The 21,164-nt window shown below is 63.2% G+C and carries 21 protein-coding genes; 12 read left to right on the top strand and 9 right to left on the bottom strand.

Going from position 1 to position 21,164, the window contains the following annotated elements:
- Positions 1–31: 31 nt before the first annotated feature.
- The 7 genes from SM763_RS02585 to SM763_RS02555 all read left to right on the top strand — a co-directional run bounded on the left by SM763_RS02585 (position 32) and on the right by SM763_RS02555 (position 7,349).
- Positions 32–577, top strand: coding sequence for a YeeE/YedE thiosulfate transporter family protein (locus tag SM763_RS02585; RefSeq protein ID WP_274831875.1), 546 nt, complete (start codon positions 32–34; stop codon positions 575–577).
- Positions 578–580: 3 nt separating this feature from the next.
- Positions 581–1,171 (top strand): DUF6691 family protein, encoded by a 591-nt coding sequence (locus tag SM763_RS02580; protein ID WP_368997440.1) that lies wholly within the window; start codon positions 581–583, stop codon positions 1,169–1,171.
- 146 nt (positions 1,172–1,317) lie between these two features.
- Entirely contained in the window at positions 1,318–2,301 is a 984-nt protein-coding gene (locus tag SM763_RS02575) for an XdhC family protein (RefSeq protein ID WP_368997438.1), read from the top strand.
- Positions 2,298–3,314 (top strand): molybdopterin-binding protein, encoded by a 1,017-nt coding sequence (locus SM763_RS02570; RefSeq protein WP_368997436.1) that lies wholly within the window; start codon positions 2,298–2,300, stop codon positions 3,312–3,314. The genes SM763_RS02575 and SM763_RS02570 overlap by 4 nt, the downstream gene beginning before the upstream one ends.
- A gap of 168 nt (positions 3,315–3,482) precedes the next feature.
- A complete protein-coding gene (locus SM763_RS02565; protein ID WP_274831879.1) occupies positions 3,483–3,968 on the top strand; it encodes a (2Fe-2S)-binding protein in 486 nt (161 codons plus the stop codon).
- 113 nt (positions 3,969–4,081) lie between these two features.
- On the top strand, positions 4,082–6,445 hold the full coding sequence (locus SM763_RS02560) for a xanthine dehydrogenase family protein molybdopterin-binding subunit (protein WP_368997434.1): 2,364 nt from the start codon (positions 4,082–4,084) through the stop codon (positions 6,443–6,445).
- Positions 6,446–6,554: 109 nt separating this feature from the next.
- A complete protein-coding gene (locus SM763_RS02555) occupies positions 6,555–7,349 on the top strand; it encodes an FAD binding domain-containing protein (protein WP_368997432.1) in 795 nt (264 codons plus the stop codon).
- A 69-nt stretch (positions 7,350–7,418) separates the two neighbouring features.
- Here SM763_RS02555 and SM763_RS02550 read toward each other — a convergent pair whose 3' ends face one another.
- Together SM763_RS02550 and infC are read right to left on the bottom strand one after the other, a co-directional pair.
- Positions 7,419–8,018 (bottom strand): SAM-dependent methyltransferase, encoded by a 600-nt coding sequence (locus SM763_RS02550; RefSeq protein ID WP_368997430.1) that lies wholly within the window; start codon positions 8,016–8,018, stop codon positions 7,419–7,421.
- Between the two features lie 133 nt (positions 8,019–8,151).
- Complete coding sequence (infC, locus tag SM763_RS02545) at positions 8,152–8,613, bottom strand: translation initiation factor IF-3 (protein WP_237028470.1); 462 nt, start codon at positions 8,611–8,613, stop codon at positions 8,152–8,154.
- Between the two features lie 528 nt (positions 8,614–9,141).
- Here infC and SM763_RS02540 point away from each other — a divergent pair.
- On the top strand, positions 9,142–9,792 hold the full coding sequence (locus SM763_RS02540) for a hypothetical protein (RefSeq protein WP_368997428.1): 651 nt from the start codon (positions 9,142–9,144) through the stop codon (positions 9,790–9,792).
- Positions 9,793–9,916: 124 nt separating this feature from the next.
- Here SM763_RS02540 and SM763_RS02535 read toward each other — a convergent pair whose 3' ends face one another.
- From SM763_RS02535 to cobA, 6 genes are all read right to left on the bottom strand, one after another.
- On the bottom strand, positions 9,917–10,780 hold the full coding sequence (locus SM763_RS02535; RefSeq protein ID WP_368997426.1) for a ferredoxin--NADP reductase: 864 nt from the start codon (positions 10,778–10,780) through the stop codon (positions 9,917–9,919).
- Positions 10,781–10,901: 121 nt separating this feature from the next.
- A complete protein-coding gene (locus tag SM763_RS02530) occupies positions 10,902–11,303 on the bottom strand; it encodes a DUF934 domain-containing protein (protein ID WP_368997425.1) in 402 nt (133 codons plus the stop codon).
- Entirely contained in the window at positions 11,300–12,061 is a 762-nt protein-coding gene (locus SM763_RS02525) for a phosphoadenylyl-sulfate reductase (RefSeq protein ID WP_368997424.1), read from the bottom strand. Before SM763_RS02525 ends, SM763_RS02530 begins: the two co-directional genes overlap by 4 nt.
- 4 nt (positions 12,062–12,065) lie before the next feature.
- Positions 12,066–13,730: a nitrite/sulfite reductase gene (locus tag SM763_RS02520; protein WP_368997423.1), complete on the bottom strand. Its 1,665-nt coding sequence runs from the start codon at positions 13,728–13,730 to the stop codon at positions 12,066–12,068.
- Complete coding sequence (locus SM763_RS02515; protein ID WP_065273196.1) at positions 13,723–14,031, bottom strand: DUF2849 domain-containing protein; 309 nt, start codon at positions 14,029–14,031, stop codon at positions 13,723–13,725. Before SM763_RS02515 ends, SM763_RS02520 begins: the two co-directional genes overlap by 8 nt.
- Positions 14,031–14,873 carry a uroporphyrinogen-III C-methyltransferase gene (gene cobA / locus SM763_RS02510; RefSeq protein ID WP_490363256.1) on the bottom strand — a complete coding sequence of 281 codons (843 nt, stop codon included), beginning with the start codon at positions 14,871–14,873 and terminating at the stop codon, positions 14,031–14,033. Before cobA ends, SM763_RS02515 begins: the two co-directional genes overlap by 1 nt.
- A 146-nt stretch (positions 14,874–15,019) precedes the next feature.
- Between cobA and SM763_RS02505 the strand changes: the two genes are divergently transcribed.
- A complete protein-coding gene (locus SM763_RS02505) occupies positions 15,020–15,493 on the top strand; it encodes an Lrp/AsnC family transcriptional regulator (protein ID WP_065273197.1) in 474 nt (157 codons plus the stop codon).
- 35 nt (positions 15,494–15,528) lie between these two features.
- Here SM763_RS02505 and SM763_RS02500 read toward each other — a convergent pair whose 3' ends face one another.
- Complete coding sequence (locus tag SM763_RS02500; protein WP_368997421.1) at positions 15,529–16,710, bottom strand: cytochrome P450; 1,182 nt, start codon at positions 16,708–16,710, stop codon at positions 15,529–15,531.
- A 73-nt stretch (positions 16,711–16,783) separates the two neighbouring features.
- Here SM763_RS02500 and SM763_RS02495 point away from each other — a divergent pair, with 73 nt between their 5' ends.
- The 3 genes from SM763_RS02495 (at position 16,784) to SM763_RS02485 (ending at position 21,055) form a co-directional block, all read left to right on the top strand.
- A complete protein-coding gene (locus tag SM763_RS02495) occupies positions 16,784–18,550 on the top strand; it encodes an ATP-binding protein (protein WP_368997419.1) in 1,767 nt (588 codons plus the stop codon).
- Positions 18,547–19,788 (top strand): sigma-54-dependent transcriptional regulator, encoded by a 1,242-nt coding sequence (locus SM763_RS02490; RefSeq protein ID WP_368997417.1) that lies wholly within the window; start codon positions 18,547–18,549, stop codon positions 19,786–19,788. The genes SM763_RS02495 and SM763_RS02490 overlap by 4 nt, the downstream gene beginning before the upstream one ends.
- Before the next feature lie 265 nt (positions 19,789–20,053).
- Positions 20,054–21,055, top strand: a complete 1,002-nt coding sequence (locus SM763_RS02485; protein ID WP_065273201.1) for a DctP family TRAP transporter solute-binding subunit — start codon at positions 20,054–20,056, stop codon at positions 21,053–21,055.
- Positions 21,056–21,164: the final 109 nt, after the last annotated feature.

Here is a 21,164-nt window from a genome sequence, read left to right as displayed (position 1 = left end):
TGGAATGTAATTTGGGAGGCTGATGATGGCCATGAACTGGAAAACCGGAGGGCTCCTGCTGGGGTTCGTCTTCTTTCTGGCAGTGCTGCTGGTCAAACCGATTGGCGTGTCCACGCAATTCGTGATCCTGGACGGGATCATCGGCGATGCGGTGAACAGCGAATTGGTGACCAAGACCGAGGAAGGATATACCTCGACCAATGCCTATCTGGCGAAATCGAATGGCAAATACGCCAAATCGGTGATGAACCCGCTGAACTACAGCTTTGTCTTTGTGCTGGCGATGGCCGTGGGCGGCTTTCTGTCGGTGATGGCGCGCGGTGGCCTGCCCGCGCGGGAGCGCAGCATCCCCGATCTGTGGCGCGCCAATATGGGGGATGGGGTTGCCCTGCGCTACGGCGCGACCTTTGTTGGCGGCTTTATCGTGCTTTACGGCGCGCGCCTTGCGGGCGGCTGCACCTCGGGGCACATGATGTCAGGCATGATGCAGACCGCGCTGTCGGGCTATCTCTTTGCCGCCGGGGCCTTTGCCGCTGCGATTCCCGTATCCCTGATCCTGTTCAAGAAGGAGGCCTGAGCCATGATGTCTATCGTTCTCGCAATTGTTATCGGCCTGGCCTTCGGCGCGGTGTTGGACCGTATTGGCGCCAGCAACCCGAACATGATCGGCAAGATGCTGAACCTCACCAACCTCAATCTGGCCAAAACCATTCTGCTGGCCATTGGCACCGGTTCGGTGCTGATGTTCGCGGGCCAGATGCTGGGCTTTGTCGACGTGGGGCATATGTCCGTAAAAACCGCCTATGTGGGCGTCTTCATTGGCGGCTTGATGCTGGGCGCGGGCTGGGCGCTGGCGGGCTATTGCCCCGGCACCGGCGTTGTCGCGGCGGCCTCGGGGCGCAAAGATGCGCTGTTCTTCATCGCCGGCGGCCTTCTGGGTGCTGCGGCCTATATGGTCACCTACCCGATGTGGAAATCGAGCGGCCTTCTGGACAGCATCGCGGGCGGCAAGGTCACCGTTGGCACCGTGCCGGGATCCAAGTTCGACGGGATGACGGCGCTGCCGGGCGATGTCCTCGGCATCGTTCTGGGCCTTGGTTTCATCGCGCTGGCCTTTGCCCTGCCCGAGCGTCTGACGCCCTCCAAATCGAACCTGCAACCGGCTGAATAGGCACCCTCCCGCGCCTGTAACATGCCCGAACGCCCGCCGGTCCCGGCGGGCGCTTTGCGTTGTGCGCTGCGTTTTCGGCTTGAAACCTCTGGCCTTCGCGTCAACCTTGGGGGCAACAAAGGCGGAAGACACGCCGGGAGGATTGCATGTCAGAGGAAACCCAGCGTTTCGAGAACGCGCCGGAGGTGGCGCTGGAATGGCACAGGGATGGCACCGGGGCTGCATTGGCCACGGTGGTGCAGACCTGGGGATCGGCGCCGCGCCGGGCCGGATCGCAGCTGGTGGTGGGCGGCGATGGCCGCATCGAAGGCTCGGTCTCGGGCGGCTGCGTCGAAAGCGCGGTGGTCTTTGAGGCGCTGGAAGCCATCGAGGATGGCAAGCACCGCCTGTTGGAATTTGGGGTCAGCGACGATGATGCCTTTGCCGTGGGGCTGGCCTGCGGCGGCACCATCAAGGTTCTGGTTGAACCCGTGGGCGGTGCCCTGCCGGTGGATCTGCTGGAGGAACTGGTCGCGGCCCGCAAGGAACGTATCGCGCTCGCCTATGAGGTGGATCTGGACAGCGGCGCGCGGCGTCTGGTGCGCGATGGCTATGCTGAGCGCCTGCGCATGGACCGCTCTGGTGTTGAGGAAGACGGCAAAACCTTCGTTGCCGTGCACAACCCGCCGCTGCGGCTGATCGTGGTGGGGGCGGTGCATATCGCCCAGGCGCTGGTGCCCATGGCGCGGATTGCGGGTTATGATCCGGTGATTATCGACCCGCGCGAGGCCTTTGCCGCCGCCGCGCGGTTCCCGGGCGAGACATTGATGGACGATTGGCCGGATGAGGCGGTGGAAAAGCTTGGCCTTGATGCCCGCACCGCGCTGGTGCTGCTGACCCATGATCCGAAACTCGACGATCCGGCGCTGGAGGCTGCGCTGGGCGCCGATTGTTTTTACATTGGCGCGCTGGGTTCGACCCGCACCCATGCCAAACGGGTGGACCGGATGGTGGCGGCTGGCTTCACCAAGGAGCAGATCGGGCGCATCCACGGTCCCATCGGTCTGGATATCGGCGCGGCGGGGCCGTCTGAAATCGCGGTGTCGATCCTGGCCGAGATGACAGCGGTTCTGCGTGGCAAATCCTCATGAAGTTCGGCCCGGTTCCGCTGGATCAGGCCGAGGGGGCGATCCTGGCGCATTCCCTGCAACTGGAGGCCCGCAAGATTGCCAAGGGCACGGCGCTGACACCGGCCGATCTGAGTGATCTGGCTGCCTCCGGGTTTTCCGAAGTCACCGCCGCGCGGCTGGAACAGGGCGATATGCACGAGGACGCGGCGGCGCAGGCTCTGGCCCGCGCCATCGTTCCGGACCCGGGCACCCAGGGCTTGCGCATTTCCGGCGCCGGGGCGGGGCGGGTGAACCTTTACGCCGAAACCTGCGGCGTGGTGGAGCTGGACCGGGCGCAGCTGGAGGCGGTGAATGCGGTGGATCCGATGATTACCATCGCCACCGTGCCCGCCTATCACCGGGTCGATGCAGGCGGCATGATCGCCACCATCAAGATCATCGCCTACGGGGTGCCAGAGGCGCACCTGAGACAAGCGGCAAGGAATGCAGGCGGGGCGTTGCGGGTGCGTGCCCCGGTCTACAAGACCGCAACCCTGATCGAAACGCGGGTTACGGGCGATACTCCATCCGAAAAGGGCCGCGCGGCCATGGCCGGACGGCTCGACCGGATGGGTATGGAGTTGACAGATCGCGTGGTTGTGCCCCACCGCGAGGCGGAGCTGTCAGCGGCAATTGCCGATGCGCCGGGAGAGGTCATCCTGATCCTTACCGGATCGGCGACCTCGGACCCACTGGATGTGGCGCCTCAGGCGCTGCGGCTGGCGGGGGGCACGGTGACGCGCTTTGGCATGCCGGTGGATCCGGGCAACCTTCTGTTTCTCGGTGCGCTGGGCGAAAAGCCGGTGATCGGCCTGCCGGGCTGCGCCCGCTCGCCTGCGCTTAATGGCGCGGACTGGGTGTTGGAACGGGTGATCTGTGGCGTCGCGTTGCGCGGGGCGGATATCGCCGCCATGGGGGTTGGAGGGCTGCTGAAAGAGATTCCCACCCGGCCCATGCCGCGCCGCGCTGGACAGGATGACGCCGAGCGTGGCTGAACGCTGCGCCAGAGAGCACAAAATGTCCGCATCTCCAACGTGTTACGCGCGGCTTCTTGCCGTTTGGCAAAAATGTTACGGCCAGAGGCATTTCTGGGGGTTCGCGCCAGCCGCATCCCGTGCTTAACTCCTATTCAGCCAAACAAAAGTAGCGAATGGGAGGAATTCATGGCGAAGGTCTCGATGACCGTGAACGGCAAGCCCGCCAGCGGTGATGTGGAGGGGCGCACGCTCCTGGCGTCATTTCTGCGCGATGAACTGGGGCTCACGGGGACACATGTAGGATGCGATACCAGCCAGTGCGGCGCCTGCGTGGTGCATGTGAACGGCAAGGCGGTCAAATCCTGCACCATGCTGGCGGCCGAAGCAGACGGCGCAGAGGTTGCCACCATCGAAGGGCAGGCGGCTCCGGATGGTACGCTGAATACGATCCAGCAGGCGTTTCAGGATCACCACGGGCTTCAGTGCGGTTTCTGCACGCCGGGCATGGTGATGTCGGCGGCGGCGCTGCTGAAGGAAAACCCCAAGCCGACCGAAGCCGAGGTGCGCGCCTATCTTGAAGGCAATATCTGCCGCTGCACCGGCTATCATAACATCGTCAAGGCGATCCTTGCCGCGTCCGGTCAGGACGTGACGGCCATTGCTGCCGAATAAAGCCATAAGCCCGCCGCGGGCAGCGCAGGGAGGCGCGGCCCGGGACAAAAGACAATTTTGCATGACCAAGAGGTGCGCCCCGGCGCGCACCATCCAGGGAGGAGATTTGGACAATGCCAAAGGATAGTGGCATCGGCGCCAGCCCGAAGCGGCGCGAAGACGTAAGGTTCCTGACCGGAACCGGCAATTACACCGACGACATCAACCTCAACAATCAGGCCTATGTGCATTTCCTGCGCTCGGATGTGGCCCACGGCAAGATCAACGGCATCGACACCTCGGCCGCGGCGGAAATGCCCGGCGTCATCCGCATCTTCACCGGCGCTGATTTCGAAGGCGTGGGATCGATTCCCTGCGGCTGGCAGGTGACCGACCGCCATGGCGAGCCGATGCAGGAACCTGCGCACCCGGTTCTGGCCCAGGGCAAGGTCCGCTATGTGGGCGATGCCATCGCCGCCGTGGTCGCAGAAAGCCGGGAAGAGGCCCGCGACGCTGCCGAGGCGATTGAGCTCGATATCGAGGAACTGCCCGCCGTCATCGATATGAAAGAGGCCGTCAAGGAAGGCGCCCCCAAGGTGCATGACGATCTCACCTCGAACCTCTGCTATGACTGGGGCTTCGTGGAAGAGAACAAACCGGCGGTGGAAGAAGCCTTTGCCAATGCGGCGCATGTGACCACGCTGGAGCTGGTCAACAATCGTCTGGTGGCGAACCCGATGGAGCCGCGCGTGGCGGTGGGCGATTTCAACCGGGCAACCGGGGAATCGACGCTCTACACCACCTCGCAGAACCCGCATGTGATCCGCCTTCTGATGGGCGCCTTCGTGCTGGGCATCCCCGAGCATAAGCTGCGCGTCATCGCGCCGGATGTGGGCGGTGGTTTCGGCACCAAGATCTTCCACTATGCCGAGGAAGCCTTCTGTACCTTTGCCGCCAAGGCGCTGAACCGGGCGGTGAAATGGACCTCTTCCCGGTCCGAGGCTTTCATGTCGGATGCCCACGGGCGCGATCACGTGACCAAGATCGAACTGGCGCTGGATGCGGAGAACAACTTTACCGCGCTGCGCACCGACACCTACGCCAACATGGGTGCGTACCTGTCGACCTTTGCGCCTTCGGTGCCGACCTGGCTGCATGGCACGTTGATGGCCGGCAATTACAAGACGCCGCTGATCTATGTGAACGTGAAGGCCGTCTTCACCAACACCGTGCCGGTGGATGCCTATCGCGGCGCGGGTCGCCCCGAGGCGACTTTCCAGCTGGAGCGGGTGATCGACAAGGCCGCGCGCGAGCTGGGCGTTGATCCCATCGCGCTGCGGCGTCAGAACTTCATTACCGAATTCCCCTATGCCACCCCGGTGGCGGTGGAATATGACACCGGTGATTACAACGCGACCATGGACAAGCTGGAAGAGGTTGCCGATTTCGCAGGCTTCAAGGCGCGCCGCGCCAAGAGCGAGGAAAACGGCAAGCTGCGCGGTCTGGGCGTCAACTGCTATATCGAGGCCTGCGGCATCGCGCCGTCGAACCTTGTCGGGCAGCTGGGCGCGCGGGCAGGTCTGTATGAATCCGCCACGGTGCGGGTGAATGCGACCGGCGGTCTGGTGGTGATGACCGGCAGCCACAGCCACGGGCAGGGGCATGAAACCTCCTTCCCGCAGGTGATTGCGGATATGATCGGCATCGACGAAAGCATGGTCGAGATCGTGCACGGCGACACTGCCAACACGCCGATGGGCATGGGCACCTATGGCTCGCGCTCCCTCGCCGTGGGTGGCTCTGCCATGGTTCGGGCGACGGAAAAGATCATCGCCAAGGCGAAGAAGATCGCCGCCCACATCCTGGAAGCCTCCGATGCGGATATCGAGCTGAAGGACGGTCAGTTCTCGGTTGCGGGCACGGATAAATCCCTCGCCTGGGGCGATGTCACGCTGGCGGCCTATGTGCCGCACAACTACCCGCTTGAGGATATGGAGCCGGGGCTGGAAGAGACCGCCTTTTACGATCCGGCGAACTTCACCTATCCTTCGGGCGCCTATGCCTGCGAAGTGGAGGTCGATCCTGAGACCGGCAAGGTCACCATCGAACGTTTCGCGGCGGCGGATGACTTTGGCAATATCGTCAACCCGATGATCGTCGATGGTCAGGTGCATGGCGGTATCGGGCAGGGCATCGGTCAGGCGCTGCTCGAAGGCTGCGTCTATGACGAGAACGGTCAGCTCCTGTCCGCCTCCTACATGGATTACGCCATGCCGCGCGCCGATGATCTGCCCTTCTATCAGGTGGACCATTCCTGCCAGACGCCCTGTACCCATAACCCCCTTGGGGTGAAGGGCTGCGGTGAGGCCGGTGCCATCGGATCGCCGCCGGCGGTTGTGAATGCAGTGGTGGACGCGCTGCAGGCAGCGGGTAAAGATGTGACGCATATCGACATGCCACTCAGCCCCGGCCGCGTCTGGGCTGCGATGAACAGTTAACACCGGGGCAGGGGCCGGGCAGATGTGCCAGGTCCCTGCGCCCATGGGAGATTTGAACAAAAAGAACAAGGGGGGTGATCCCCCGGCATTCTTTGGGAAGGAAAGCGGAATGTATAATTTCGAGTTTGAGAAGCCTGCCTCCATTGCCGACGCGGTTGCCGCGCTGGCAGAGGAAGACGCGCAGGCGCTGGGCGGTGGCCAGACCCTGCTGCCGACCATGAAACAGCGGCTGGCGATGCCGTCGAAACTGGTCTCGCTTGCCGGGATTGGTGAAATGCAGGGCGTCTGCCGCGAAGATGATGGCAGCCTGGCAATCGGCGGCGCCACCACCCATGCCACAGTCGCGTCCGAGGCCGCAGCGCATTATCCCGCGCTGGCCGAGCTGGCCAGCCATATTGGCGATCCCGCCGTGCGCAACCGGGGCACCATCGGCGGCTCGCTTGCCAATAACGATCCGGCGGCCTGCTATCCGGCAGCGGTTCTGGGCAGCGGCGCAACCGTGATCACCAATGCCCGCGAAATCGCGGCGGATGATTATTTCGACGGTCTTTTTACCACCGCGTTGGAAGAGGGTGAGATCATCACCGGCGTGCGGTTCCCGGTGCCGGAGGTCGCGAACTATCAGAAGTTCGTGCAGCCTGCCTCGCGCTTTGCCCTGGTGGGGGTTTTCGTGGCCAAATACGCGGACGGGGTGCGGGTTGCCGTCACCGGCGCGTCCGAAGAGGGCGTATTCCGCTGGAGCGAAGCCGAGCAGGCGCTGGGCAAGGAATTCCGCCCCGACGCTCTGACGGATCTGCGCATTAACCCGGCCAACATGATGGGCGATATCCACGGCACCAAGGAATACCGTGCCCATCTTGTCGGTGTCCTGACCAAACGCGCCGTGGCCGCCGCCGCAGGCTGAGCCACTGGGACAGAACAGCAATGGGGCCTCGCAGCACTGCGGGGCCCTTTTTCATGCGGGTACCTGTGGTCAGGCGGGTTTGCGCGCCACGAAATCGATGAGGGCGGACATGCCGCTGTGGCCGCGTCCCTCCTGCACCTCCCGCTCATAGGCGCGGTTCTCCAGGATGTCCCAGCCTACGAAATCAGCGGCCAACTGATCCTCGGTGTACATGTTCTCGGCAAAGGGCGGCCCGCCGGTGCCGAACTCAAGCTGTTTCGGCGTATAGCCATGCAGCAGCAGCACACCGCCGGGTTTCAGGCTGCGTTTCATGCCTTCGAATTGCACCTTGCGATCCTTGGGGCCGACGAACTGGATGAAAATGCCGACCACCAGATCATAGGCATCCTCAGGCCAATCATGGGTGAGGATATCAACGTTTTGGAAATCCACCTTAACGCCACGCTCTGCCGCCAGAGCACGGGCGCGGGCAATGGCGGTGGGGGCGAACTCATAGGCGGTCGTCTCAAGCCCCCGCTGCGCCATGTAGACGGAATTGCGCCCCTCGCCATCGGCCACCGACAGGGCCGTCTGGCCCGGCGTCAGATAGGCGGCATGTTCGGTCAGGAACCGGGCTGGTTCGGTCCCGAACACATAGTCATCGGAGTTTGCAAATCGTTCTTCCCACATATCGGCTCGTCCTGATCGCATGGCTGTTTATCAGGGGCGACAATGACAACGCCCCCGGCGCAGTCAAGCACCGGGGGCGGAATAGAAAGGCGGAATTCAGCCCAGATCGGGCCGCTCCGTCAGGGCCGCAGGATCATTTCTGCGGCAGCGGGCCGATCATCATGATCATCTGACGGCCTTCCATCTTCGGCATGTTTTCGATCTTGCCGATATCTTTGACGTCTTCGGCCACACGCTCCAGCAACTCACGGCCGAGGTTCTGGTGCGCCATCTCGCGCCCGCGGAAACGCAGGGTGATCTTCACCTTGTCACCGTTTTCGAGGAATTTGAAAACGTTGCGCATTTTTACGCTGTAGTCATTGGTGTCCGTGTTCGGGCGGAACTTGACCTCTTTGACCTCGATGATCTTCTGCTTTTTACGGGCTTCGCTTTCGCGTTTCTGTTGCTCGTATTTGAACTTGCCGAAGTCCATGATCTTGCAGACCGGCGGATTGGCGTTCGGCGAGATCTCCACAAGGTCCAGACCCGCTTCCGCTGCCATCTCCATCGCCTTGGCCGGATGGACAACGCCAACGTTCTCCCCTTCGGCGCCAATCAGGCGGATTTCGGGGGCGCGGATTTTTTCGTTCGTGCGCGGGCCGGTATCACGAGGCGGCGGCGCGTTATGAGGTCTGCGGGCTATGGGTTCAATCCTTTGATGGTTGCCGATTTTCGAGCATGAAATCTAAACCGGGGCGCAGCGTCTTTCAAGCGGGAACCGATGCGGGCGCCCGTGAAAAAAGGCGATTGTCATTGCAGAATGGGCGCAAGCCTCCCGCAGTCGGGCCTGCGGGCAGGTAGGCACCGGCGCCCGGCGGGCAGGGCGGCAGCCAGCCCGGCCTGGTCTGCATCGATTCGGAGGGGCGGTCGTCAGGGGGAAAGCGCTCCCGGCCTGGGTGCCGGCAAAGCCCCGCCAATCCGCCGGGATCCTGTCGGCGGCGGCTGGCCGATGACGCGTCCGGCGATTTTTGCCCCTTGTGGCGGGGGCTGCGGAACGTCAGCTAGCCGGTATCGAATGTCGCAAGAACACGCGCCGGAGCCCCTGCTGCGATGCAGGCCCCGGCCACAACAAAGGAGAGACATCATGAAACCGGTTATTGTTGCCGTAGCAGCCGGGGTGGTGGCGATAGGCGCCTACTATGCCTTTTCCGTCCAGACCGAAGACAGCGCGATCAGCAACGCGCCGACCAACACGGACGCCCCCGCAGCCGTGACAGAGCCTGCACCTGAGGCAGAACCTGCACCGGTGGTCGAGGAGACCAGCGAGAGCGAAGCGCCGAAAACCACGGCAGAGCAGATGGAAGAGGCCGCCGAAGCGGTCGAGCGCGCGGTCGAGGAGACCGTCGAAGGGGCCGCCGCCGAGGCAGAGGCTGCCTTGGACAGCGCCAAAGAGACGGCAGAGACAGCAGCCGGAGCGGCAGCGGATGCGGCAGAGGGCGTCGCTCAGCAGGCGGATGAGGCTGTCCGTGAGGCTGTAGAAAGCGCAACGCAAGCTGTGACAGACACGGCGGGGAGTGCCGCTGATCCCGCAGCGGAACAGGCTGCCGATCAGGCTATGTCAGAGGCGCTGACGCTGGAAGGCTTTGATTACGAAACGGTCACCACGATGATCGCCGACTCGGATCTGTCACAGACCCAGAAAACCGTTCTGACCTCGGCGCTGGATGCGGCAAAGGACAGCCCGGCGATGCTGAAGGCGGCGCTGGATCAGGTAAAGGCCGCGCTGAACCTGTAACCTCTGCGGCCCGTCACAGGTGCGGGGTAACCCGCTGTTTCAAAAGAAAAGCCGCGCCGCCCGTATCAGGGTGGCGCGGCCTTTTTGTATCTGGCCATTGGCGGCTTGCATCAGGCGTGCTGGCTTAGTCGAGGAAGGCTTTTTCCACTACATATTGCGCGGGCTTGGAATTGGCGCCTTCTTCAAGGCCCGCCGCTTCCAACATGTCCTTCAGTTCCAGGTTGAAGGCCAGGTTGCCGCAGATCATCGCCCGGTCGCTCTCGGGGTTGAGTGGCTCAACGCCCAGATCCTTGTAGGCCTCGCCCGAGTTGATCATGTCGGTGATCCGGCCCATCTTGGCGCTCTCTTCGCGGGTGGTGGTGGGGTAGTATTTAATCTTCTTCCAGAAGCCCTCACCGATCACCTCATTGAGCAGCTCGTCGTCCTTCAGGCTTTCGATCAGTTCCCGGCCATAGGTCAACTCGCCTGCGGTGCGGCAGGTGTGGGTGATGATAACCTCGTCGTAATCCTCGTAGGTCTGCGGCTCGCGCAGCAGCGAGGCGAAGGGCGCAAAGCCGGTGCCAGTGGCGAAGAACCAGATGCGTTTGCCGGGCAGCAGCGCGTCATGCACCAGGGTGCCGACGGGCTTGGGCCGCAGGATGATCTGATCGCCTTCTTTGATGTGCTGCAGTTTCGAGGTCAGCGGACCGTCCTGCACCTTGATCGAGTAGAACTCCAGCTCTTCGTCCCATGAGGGCGAGGCGATCGAATAGGCACGCAGCAGTGGCTTTTGCTTGCCGGTCTTGGGATCGGGGTCGCCCATCAGGCCGATCATCACGAACTCGCCCGAGCGGAAGCGCAGCGACGCAGGCCGCGATACCCGGAAGGAAAACAGGCGGTCTGTCCAGTGCTTGACCGCGGTCACGGTCTGGGCGTCCGGCAGGGTCGGGGTCGCCTTGGCGGGCTTGGCTTCGGAGGCAGTGTCGGTCACGGCGGTCATCTCGTTCATCGGTTTCACTGCCGGTCTGGTAGACCGGCACCTCTGATTAATCGTTGATTCAGGTCAGGAAAAGCTTTGTTTTTCCCGAATTACGGTTTGTGGGGGTGTCTGACGCGAGATCAGGCCCGTCTCAGCGGGCGGCCCGGCCGCGTCCCAGACGTGCCTGATAGTCGTGCGCCTGCCAGTTTGCCCGGGCCAGCCACTGATCCTCGGGCTGACGGGCGGCCAGATCATCATCGATCTCGACCTCGTCAAAGCCGCTGCGCCGCGCCATGGCGTATTGATCCGCCAGCACGTGACCATAGGCCCGGAGCCGCCCGGTATAACCCATCTGCCGCAATTGCCGCGCCAGGGTGAACCCGCGCCCGTCGGCAAAGCTGGGGAAATGAATACGGATCATCTCGCAGCCGGGGATGCGGTTCGACAGGGGGGACAGATCCGCATCGGGCTGCAGGTCCAGCGCGTCTTCACCTTCGTAGCCGGCCTGCCAGCTGTCGGGGCCAAATCCGGTGTCGGTCACAATTACAGTCATTTGGGGTCAGCTCCTTTGCGGGTGAGTTTGCCATCCACGATGTGGATGCCGCATTCTTCCTTGTTCTGATCGCGCCAGCGTCCGGCGCGGGGGTCTTCACCTTCTGCCACCTTCGAGGTGCAGGGGGCGCAACCGATCGACGGGTAGCCCTGCGCCACCAGCGGATGGCGCGGCAGGCGGTTTTCTTCCATGTAGGCGCGCACGTCCTCGGGCGCCCAATGGGCCAGCGGGTTCACCTTGATGCGTCCGGTGCCGTCCTCGACCTCGAAAAAGTCGAGCGCGGCGCGGCTGCCGGACTGGAACCGTTTGCGTCCGGTGATCCAGCCGTCATAGCCCGACAGTGCGTCTTGCAGCGGCACGGTCTTGCGCAGGTGGCAGCAGGCGTCGGTGTCCGAGAACCGCAAGGCGCCATAGGGGTCCTTTTCGGCGATATCCTCGGCGCGGATGACCTGCACGTTGCGCAGGCCAAGGCGCTCGCTCACCTCCTGCTGATAGACCAGCGTTTCGGTGAACAGCAGCTCGGTATCCACGAACAGCACCGGCACGGCGGGATCGATCACCGCCGCCATATGCAGCAGCACAACCGATTCCGCGCCAAAGCTGGAAACCAGGGCGATCTGCCCGGCATCCTGCAGGGCGCCCTGCATCACGGCGGTGGCTGAATGATGCCGGTAGCGGGCATTCAGCATCTCCACCTTTTCCGCCAGGGCGGTGTCCGGTGCAGCCCCATTGGGGCTGCTCTCTGCGAGCTTCAGCATCGCTCTAGGCCACCTTTTTGCGGGCTTCGGGATAAAGCACGGCTTTGAACGGTTCCATTCCGACGCGGCGGTAGGTCTCGATGAAGGTCTCGCCTTCATCGGTCCGCAGTTCCAGATAGGCGCCGATCAGACGCTCGACCGCCGGAACGATCTCGTCATAGGCGAAACCGGGGCCGGTGCGTGTGCCGATGGCCGCCGTTTCAGTGGCATCACCGCCAAGGGTGATCTGGTAGTTCTCTACCCCGGCGCGATCCAGACCCAGAATGCCGATATGGCCGACGTGGTGGTGGCCGCAGGCATTGATGCAGCCCGAGATCTTGATCTGCAGGTGGCCCACGTCGTGCTCCCGCTTCAGCTCTTCGAACCGGGTTGCGATATCCTGCGCAACCGGGATCGAGCGGGCGGTGGCCAGGGCGCAATAGTCCATGCCGGGGCAGGCGATGATATCCGAGATCAGGCCAATGTTGGCGGTCGCAAGGCCGACCTCTTTCAGGCGGGCGTGGATCGCGGGCAGGTCCGATTTCAGGACATGCGGCAGGATCACGTTCTGCTGGTGGCTGATGCGCAGCTCGTCATAGCCGAATTCCTGCGCCAGATCCGCCATCACGCGCATTTGCTCGGCGGTGGCATCGCCGGGGGTGGCGCCATGCGCCTTGACCGAGATGGTGACGATGGCGTGGTCTTCGTTGCGGTGCGCCGACAGGTTGGTGTCGGCCCAGGCGCGGAACACCGGATCGTTGTCATAGGCCCCATCATAGGCCGCAGTGTCGCCGCTGCGCAGGGCGGGGGGCGTGAAATGCGCCTTGATCTCTTCCAGCAGCTCCTGATCGGCGCCGTTGAACTGGGCGCGGCGCTCGATAAAGCGCTCTTCGACCAGGGCACGGATCTTGTCGATGCCGTTTTCCTGCACGGTGATCTTGATCCGGGCCTTGTACTTGTTGTCGCGCCGACCCAGCAGGTTGTAGACGCTCAGCACCGCCTCAAGATAAGGCAGCAGGTCCGCCTTGGGCAGGAACTCCCGCAGCACCTTGCCGATCATTGGCGTACGGCCAAGGCCGCCGCCCACGATCACCTCGAACCCGGTCTCGCCTTCGCGGGAGACCATGCGCAACCCGATGTCATGGGCGCGGGTCACGGCGCGGTCCTCTTCGGCGCCAGTCACCGCGATCTTGAACTTGCGCCCCAGGAACTGGAATTCCGGGTGGTCGGTGGACCATTGACGGATCAACTCGGCATAGGGGCGCGGATCTTCCAGTTCACCCTTGGCGGCGGCGGCAAAGTGATCCGAGGTCACGTTGCGCACGGTGTTGCCTGAGGTCTGGATCGCGTGCAGGCCCACTTCGGCCAGCGCGTCCAGCATGTCCGGCACGTCCTTCAGGGTCGGCCAGTTGTACTGGATGTTCTGACGGGTGGTGAAATGGCCATAACCCTTGTCCCACTTTTCGGCCAATAGCGCGAGCTGGCGCATCTGGGCGCTGCTGAGCGTGCCATAGGGAATCGCGACCCGAAGCATATAGGCGTGCAGCTGCAGATACAGCCCGTTCATCAGGCGCAGGGGTTTGAACTCGTCCTCGGTCAGGCTGCCGTCGATGCGGCGCTCTACCTGGGCACGGAACTGGGCGTTGCGTTCAGCCAGAAAAGCGGCGTCAAAGTCGTTATACTTATACATTGGAGAGAGCCTCCTGTTTGCCATGGGCGTAGTTCGAGGGACCGGTGCGGCGGAATTCTTCGCGGAAGTGGACAGGTTCGGGGCCATCCGTGCCGGGTTTGGCATCGGTCAGATAGATGCCGACAACGTTGAGAGCATCGCGTTCGGCGGCCAGCAGGCGCAGCTGCGCCTCGGCCTCGTCGGTGATCAGCTCGGCCTCGCTCAGCGAGCGGCTCCAGCTGTCCTTGGCGGTGTAATAGATCACGTCGCCCTCAAGGAGGTCATTCGCGGTGATCACTTTGGGCGTAAAGGGACGGGGCATCAGGCGAGCTCCATATTCAGATCGGAGGTAAGGTCAGAGGCGAGGTCGGGCAGGGCGGCGAGGCTTTGACGCGGCGCCAGCCCGAGGAAGGTAAGGGCCGGGCCGGACAGACCTGCCGCAGCCAGATCGGCAGGCAGCCGGTCCAGCGTTGTTTCCAGAACGCGCTGGTTGGCGCGGGAGGCATGTTCGACGATGGTCACCGGCGTGGCCCGGTCCGCGCCGTGCATGATCAAACGGCCCTGCACGAAACGCGCGGACTTCTTGCCCATGTAGATGGCAGCCACTTCACCGGGGCGCGCCAAGGCGGCCCAGTCGTGATCGGCAAAACCGCGCATGTCGTGCCCGGTGAGGAACCGCACCGAGGAATTGCGCCCGCGTTGCGTCAGGCTCTGACCGATCGCGGCGACAGCAGCAGAGGCGGCGGTGATGCCGGGCAGGATCTGATAGCCGATCCCGGCAGCGTCGCAGGCGGACAGCTCTTCGTCGAGGCGGCCAAAGACGGTGGGATCGCCGGATTTGAGCCGCAGCACCTTGCGGCCCGCACGGGCATGGGCCACCAGACGGTCACAGATCTCCTCTTGCGACATGGAGGGGCCAAAGCCTTCCTTGCCGACGTCTTCCAGCGCGATACCGGGGGCGGCAAGGGCCATGATCTCGGGGCTGACCAGACGGTCGAACAGGATCACATCCGCGGACTGCATCGCTTTCAGCACCTTCAGAGTCAGCAGATCGGGATCGCCCGGACCAGAGCCGGCAAAGGCAACCTGACCCGGCGCGGGGCAGCACATGCCATCTGCGCGCTCAAGGCTGGCAGAGGGAATGATCGGGGCAAAACTGGACATGTGGCGCCTCATTTCTGGTGTTTGACTTGACCCTCAATATAGGAAATATTCCCATTTAAGCGCCATGCATCCGCCCAAATAAGGACACTTGTTCCACGCGGTTCGGGGCTTGGTGACCAAGGTTTCGATGCAGAGGGAAAATTGGAATGACAGTGCGGATTGATGCCACGGATCGGAAAATCCTGGCGGAGCTGCAACGCGATGCTAGCCAGTCGCTGGATGAAATCGCCAAGCAGGTGGGCAGCTCAAAGACCCCGGTCTGGAATCGCATCCGCAAGCTGCGCGAGGCCGGGGTGATTGGTCGCCAGACCGTGATCCTGGACGCCGAGGCGCTGGGGTTCGAGGCTTGTTTCTTTGTGCTGATCCGCACTTCTGAGCACGAGGCGGAGTGGCAGGCATCCTTCTTGCAGGCGCTGCGCGACCGCCCCGAGGTGCAGGAGGCGCACCGGCTGGCCGGGGATATCGATTACATCCTGAAGGTGCGGGTGAAGAACGCGCGGGCCTATGACAAATTCTATCAGGCGCTGATTTCAGAGGTGCGGGTGCACAATGTGACCGCGCTCTTGTCGATGGAGGAAATCAAATCGACCACGCTGCTGCCGCTGGAGCCAGCGGAGTAGGGGAAGTGGAGGGCGGCGCCGGGTGGCGCCGACCATTAGCGGCTCACCATCAGCCGGGTGAGGCCATGAAAATGGTAGCTGTCTGAATACTCGGGTTTTTCTGCCAGACGCAGATCGGGGCAGCGCTGGAACAGGATGGGCAGCGCGATGCGCATTTCCAGCCGTGCCAGCGGCGCGCCGACGCAGAAATGCAGTCCGCCCCCAAAGGACGTGTTGGTCTTGGCCGGGCGGCTGGGGTTAAAGACCTCTGGATCATCAAGCACTGCCGGGTCGCGGTTGGCCGCGCCCAGAAGCAGCGCCACCTGATCGCCGCGCTGGAAGGTATGGCCGAAGACCTCGGCCTCTTCATATGCATAGCGGGTGAACATATGCAGCGGCGGATCATAGCGCAGGATTTCCTCGACCAGTTGGTCGATCCCGTCCTCTGTCAGCCAGGCCGGATCCCAGCCCTGTTCCAGCATCGTCTTCACCCCGTTGCCAAGGGCGTGCACTGTTGCTTCGTGCCCCGCGTTCAGCAGCAGGATGCAGGTGCCGATCAGCTCATCCGTGGTCAGGCTGTCCCCGGCCTCCTCGGCGGCAATCAGGCGGGTGATCAGATCATCCTGCGGATCGCTGCGGCGTTGATCGATATAGCTGCGCAGATAATCGGAAAAGGCGGCAGATGCCTCGGCTGCGGAATGCTCGGTCTCTTCCGTGCGCCCGGCCTGATACATGGCCACCATCCGGTGCGACCAATCCAGAAGCTGCGGCGCCATCTCCTCGGGTACGCCGAGCAGGCGGCAGATGGTCACGATCGGAACCTGCGTGCAATAAGCCTGCAACAGATCAAAGGGCTGGTCCGGAAAGGCATCGATCAGATCATGGCACAGCTGGGCGATATCCGCCTCGAGCGCGGTAATCGCGCGCGAGGTGAAGGCCCGCATCACCAGTTTGCGCAGGCGGGTGTGGCGCGGCGGCTCGGCGTCCAGCAGCGAATGGGCCTCGACAGCCAGAAACGGCGCCAGATGGGCCGGGCCGGGCGCGGCCATCTCCGCGGGGATTTCCCGCCCGAAGCGGCGGTCCCGCAGCAGCATGTGAACGGCCGATTTGCGAAAGGCTGCCACCATGTCGTAGTCCTGCCAATAGTGCAGGGCGCCCGCGTCGCGGGCTTTGGCGTAGAACGGATAGGGATCTTGCACAAAGGCCGGATCGGTCGGAGGCTGATGCAGTGTTTTCATGCGGCGACTTTTGCCATGGCGGCTGGTCAATGCAAGGTGAGTTTCATAGTCTGGCCTGCATGAGGCAGTATCAATGATCAAACAAACCATGTGGCAGCGCTGGGGCCTATTGCTGGGATTTGCATGTGCAGTCGCAGGGCTGGCGGCTGCGGTCTGGATCTATGGGTACCGGCAGGCGCTGGACTCGCTGGCGGAGCGCAGCGCGGCGGATCTGGCTTTGGCGTCGGACCGGGTCAGCACGCAGTTGCAGATCTATCAGGAACTGGCTGTTCTGACGGCGGATCATCCGGTGCTGGACGGGCTGGATACGGCGGCGGGGCAGCAAGAGGCGGCACGGCGTCTGCGCGAGGTGGCGGACAAGACGGCGGCGCTCGACGTGTTCTATGCAGACCGTTCGGGGCGGGTTCTGGCCTTTGCCGAAGGGGTCGCCGGAGGCTCGGTGGCCGATCAACCCTACTTCAAACGTGCCATGCAGGGCGCGCTTGGCACCGGTCACGCGGTGCTGCTGCCCGAGGGGCGGCGGGCCTATTTCTATGCCGCACCCAGTTTCGCACCCGGCGGCGGTGTGTTGGGGGCGCTGGTGGTGGTGGCCGATGTAGAGGATGTGGAGCAGACCTGGCGCGGCTCCTTGCCTGCGGTCTTCTTCACCAACCGCAACGAAGAGGTGTTTATTTCCAACCGGCCGGAATTGCTGTTCTGGCGACGGGCTGAACGGCTGCCTGGCAGCGCGGCCGAGGGAGGCGATCCGGTTTCCTTCGCGGTGGAAAACCATGGCGGGCACGAGGTCTGGCAGATGTCCGGCAGCTCCTACCTGCCGCAGCAGGCGCTGCACCTGACGGTGGACCTGCCGGTCATCGGTATGCGTGGAGAGATCCTGGTGGATGTCGCCCCGGCGCGGCGTATCGCTGCCTTGCAGGCGGCCGCTCTGACGGCGGTGTGTCTTGCCTTCGGCACACTGCTGTTTTTGGCGACCGAGCGGCGCCGAACGCTGGCCCGGGCCAATGTCATTCTTGAAACCCGGGTCGAGGCCCGCACCCAGGCCCTGCAGGTGATCAACACTCAGCTGCGCCGCGAGGTCCATGAACGACAAGAGGCCGAAGCGGCGCTGAAACAGGCGCAGGAAGATCTGGTTCAGGCCGGGAAACTCTCGGCGCTGGGGCAGATGTCTGCGGGCATCAGTCACGAGCTGAACCAGCCGCTGATGGCCATTCAGCAATATGCCGAAAACGGCGCCGCCTTTCTGGAACGGGAAAAGCCCGAGCGCGCGGCGGAAAACCTGACCCGGATTTCCAGCATGGCCGAACGCATGGCGCGGATCATCAAGAACCTGCGGGCCTTTGCCCGCAACGAAAGCGAACCGATGGCGCGGGTTGATCTGGTGCAGGTGATCAATGCGGCGGTGGAACTGACCACGGCGCGGCTGGAAACGGACCATGTGGCGCTCCATTGGGCAGCGCCATCCGGTCCGGTCTACGCCTGGGGCGGCGAGGTGCGGCTGACGCAGGTTTTCGTCAACCTGATCAACAATGCCGCCGACGCGATGATGGAACAGCAGCAGCGGGCGATCCGCATCGCGCTGGAATGGCCGTCACAGCAAACTGGCGCGCGGCTGCGCGTTCATGTCCGTGACATCGGCCCGGGCATCAAGGAGCCGGAAAAGATGTTCGAACCCTTCTATTCTACCAAGGCGGTGGGCAGCGCCGAGGGGCTTGGCCTTGGGCTGTCGATCTCTTACGGGTTGGTGCAAAGTTTCGGCGGCCACATCCGCGGATGCAACAGCAGCGATGGTGCGGTCTTTACCGTCGAACTTGACCCCTGGAGCGAGGAAGAAGCTGCATGACCCGGCGGGTGTTGCTCGTGGATGATGACGCGGCGGTGCGCGAGGCGCTGTCGCAGACGCTTGAGCTGAACGACCTGGAGGCGGTGACAGCTGGCTCTTTCGTGGCGGCCAAGGATCTGATCACTCCCGAATTCGATGGCGTGATCCTGTCGGACATTCGCATGCCGGGGCGGGACGGGTTTCATCTTTTGACCTATGCGCATGAGATCGACGCCGAACTGCCGGTTATCCTGCTGACCGGCGAAGGCGACATTCCGATGGCGGTGCGGGCGATGTCGGAGGGCGCCTTTGATTTTCTGGAAAAACCCTGCGCCCCGGGGGATCTTCTTTCGGTGCTGGAGCGGGCGCGCAAGACCCGGGCACTGGTGCTGGATAACAGACGCCTGAAGCGCCAGCTGGAGGCGGGCGATCCGGCGGCGCGGATGCTTTTCGGCACCTCCCCGCAGGCAGAGCAGCTCAGGACGCGGGTGCGCGCAGTGGCGCCCACCGGAGCCGAGGTTCTGGTGACAGGTCCGGCGGGCAGTGGCGTTTCCAAGGTCGCCGAAGTCATCCACCTGATGTCGCCGCGGGCGCAGGGCGCCTTTGTGAAGCGACCCGCCGCCGGTATGACCATCGAAGCCTTTGATACGCTGTGCCAGGATGCAGCGGGCGGGTCGTTGTTTCTGGATGAAATCCCGGCCATGGCCGACGCGGTGCAATATGCGGTTCTGGAACGGCTGGAGCAGGGCGTCGCCGCCCGGGTGATCGCAGGGACCACCAGCGATCTGGCGCAGCTGGCCACCAGCGGCGCCTTCAATGCTGACCTGTTTTATCGCCTGGATGGCATGCGGGTGCGCATTCCATCGCTGGCTGAACGGCCCGAGGACATCCCGGTTCTGTTCCGTCACTACGTGGCCCAATCGGCCGAGCAGGCGGGCATCGCGGCGCCCGAGATCAGCCAGGAGCATCTGGCGATGCTGATGGCGCAGGACTGGCCTGGCAATGCCCGCTCGCTGATGTCGGCGGCCATGCGGTTCGTGCTTGGTATGCCCGAGGAAGTCTCGGTCGGCTCTGGTCTGGGGCTGGCGGAACAGATGGCGCAAGTTGAGCGGTCCTTGCTGATCGCGGCGCTGGGGCGCCAGAACGGGCGCGCTTCGGCGGCGGCGGCGGCGCTGAAGCTGCCGCGCAAGACCTTTTACGACAAACTGGCCCGATATGGCATCCGCCCCGAGGACTATCGCCGCGCCTCAGATGCGTGATTCCAGTGGTTGAAAAGATTGGTTAACGGCTGTGCGGAAATCCGCACACCTCGCGCTGATCCCTGTGCGGGTTTTCGCACAGCCTACAATTTAGGCGCCTGCGCCCGAGAACTGGGCGCCATGCATCTGTCTGAAAAATTTATAAAAAAATCAAAATCAGCCGAATCGCGACTCAATTCTTGAGCGGGGCAGTGCGATTCGCGATCCTTCCCACGGGGCTTGTGCATTGCGCACAGGCTATGGAGAGAAATCTGGGAGGACTATTATGAAGTTCCTGACTGCTACCGCCGCCGCTCTGGCGATGACCGTATCCGCTGGCGCCGTTCAGGCGGCCTGTGACGAAGGCGAGATCGTCGTCAAGTTCAGCCACGTCACCAACACCGACAAGCACCCCAAGGGGATTGCCGCGACGCTGCTGGAAAAGCGTGTCAACGAAGAGATGAACGGCACCATGTGCCTTGAGGTCTATCCGAACTCGACCCTCTACAATGACAACAAGGTGCTCGAAGCGATGCTGCAGGGCGACGTGCAGCTGGCCGCGCCGTCGCTGTCCAAGTTCGAAAAATTCACCAAACAGTTCCGCCTGTTCGACCTGCCGTTCATGTTCAAGAACATCGATGCGGTTGACGCCTTCCAGGCGTCCGACAACGGTCAGGCGATGCTGGATTCGATGCAGCGCCGCGGCCTGCAGGGCCTGGCTTACTGGCACAATGGCATGAAGCAGATGTCGGCCAACAAACCGCTGGTCGAACCGACCGACGCCAATGGCCTGAAGTTCCGCGTGCAGTCCTCGGACGTGCTGGTGGCGCAGATGGAAGCGATCGGTGGCAGCCCGCAGAAAATGGCCTTCTCCGAAGTCTACGGCGCTCTGCAGCAGGGTGTTGTCGATGGTCAGGAAAACACGTGGTCCAACATCTACGGCAAGAAGTTCTTCGAAGTGCAGGACGGGATCACCGAAACCAACCACGGCATCATCGACTATCTGGTGGTGACCTCGGTGGACTGGCTGGACAGCCTGGAGCCGGAAGTACGCGACCAGTTCCTGACCATCCTGTCGGAAGTGACCGAAGCGCGGAACTCTGAATCGGCCAAGGTCAACGCAGCAGCCAAGCAGGCGATCATTGATGCCGGTGGCACCGTGCGTCAGCTCTCGGCCGAGCAGCGCCAGTCCTGGGTCGACACCATGAAACCCGTCTGGGCGCAGTTCGCCGGTGACGTGGGGCAGGACAAGATCGACGCCGCACAGGCGATCAACGCAGGCTTCTGATAGCCGCACCCCGGGGCGCGCCATCCAAGGATGTGTGCTGCGCCCCGCTTCGCAGGCGGCGTGGGGATCCGCCGCCTGCACCATTTTATCAACATAGCAGGGGAGACTG

Source organism: Pseudophaeobacter sp. C1-32P7 (genome assembly GCF_041008775.1).
GTDB lineage: Bacteria > Pseudomonadota > Alphaproteobacteria > Rhodobacterales > Rhodobacteraceae > Phycobacter > Phycobacter gallaeciensis_A.
Note: the sequence above shows the minus strand (reverse complement) of the source record. Positions and strands in the feature narration are given on the sequence as shown.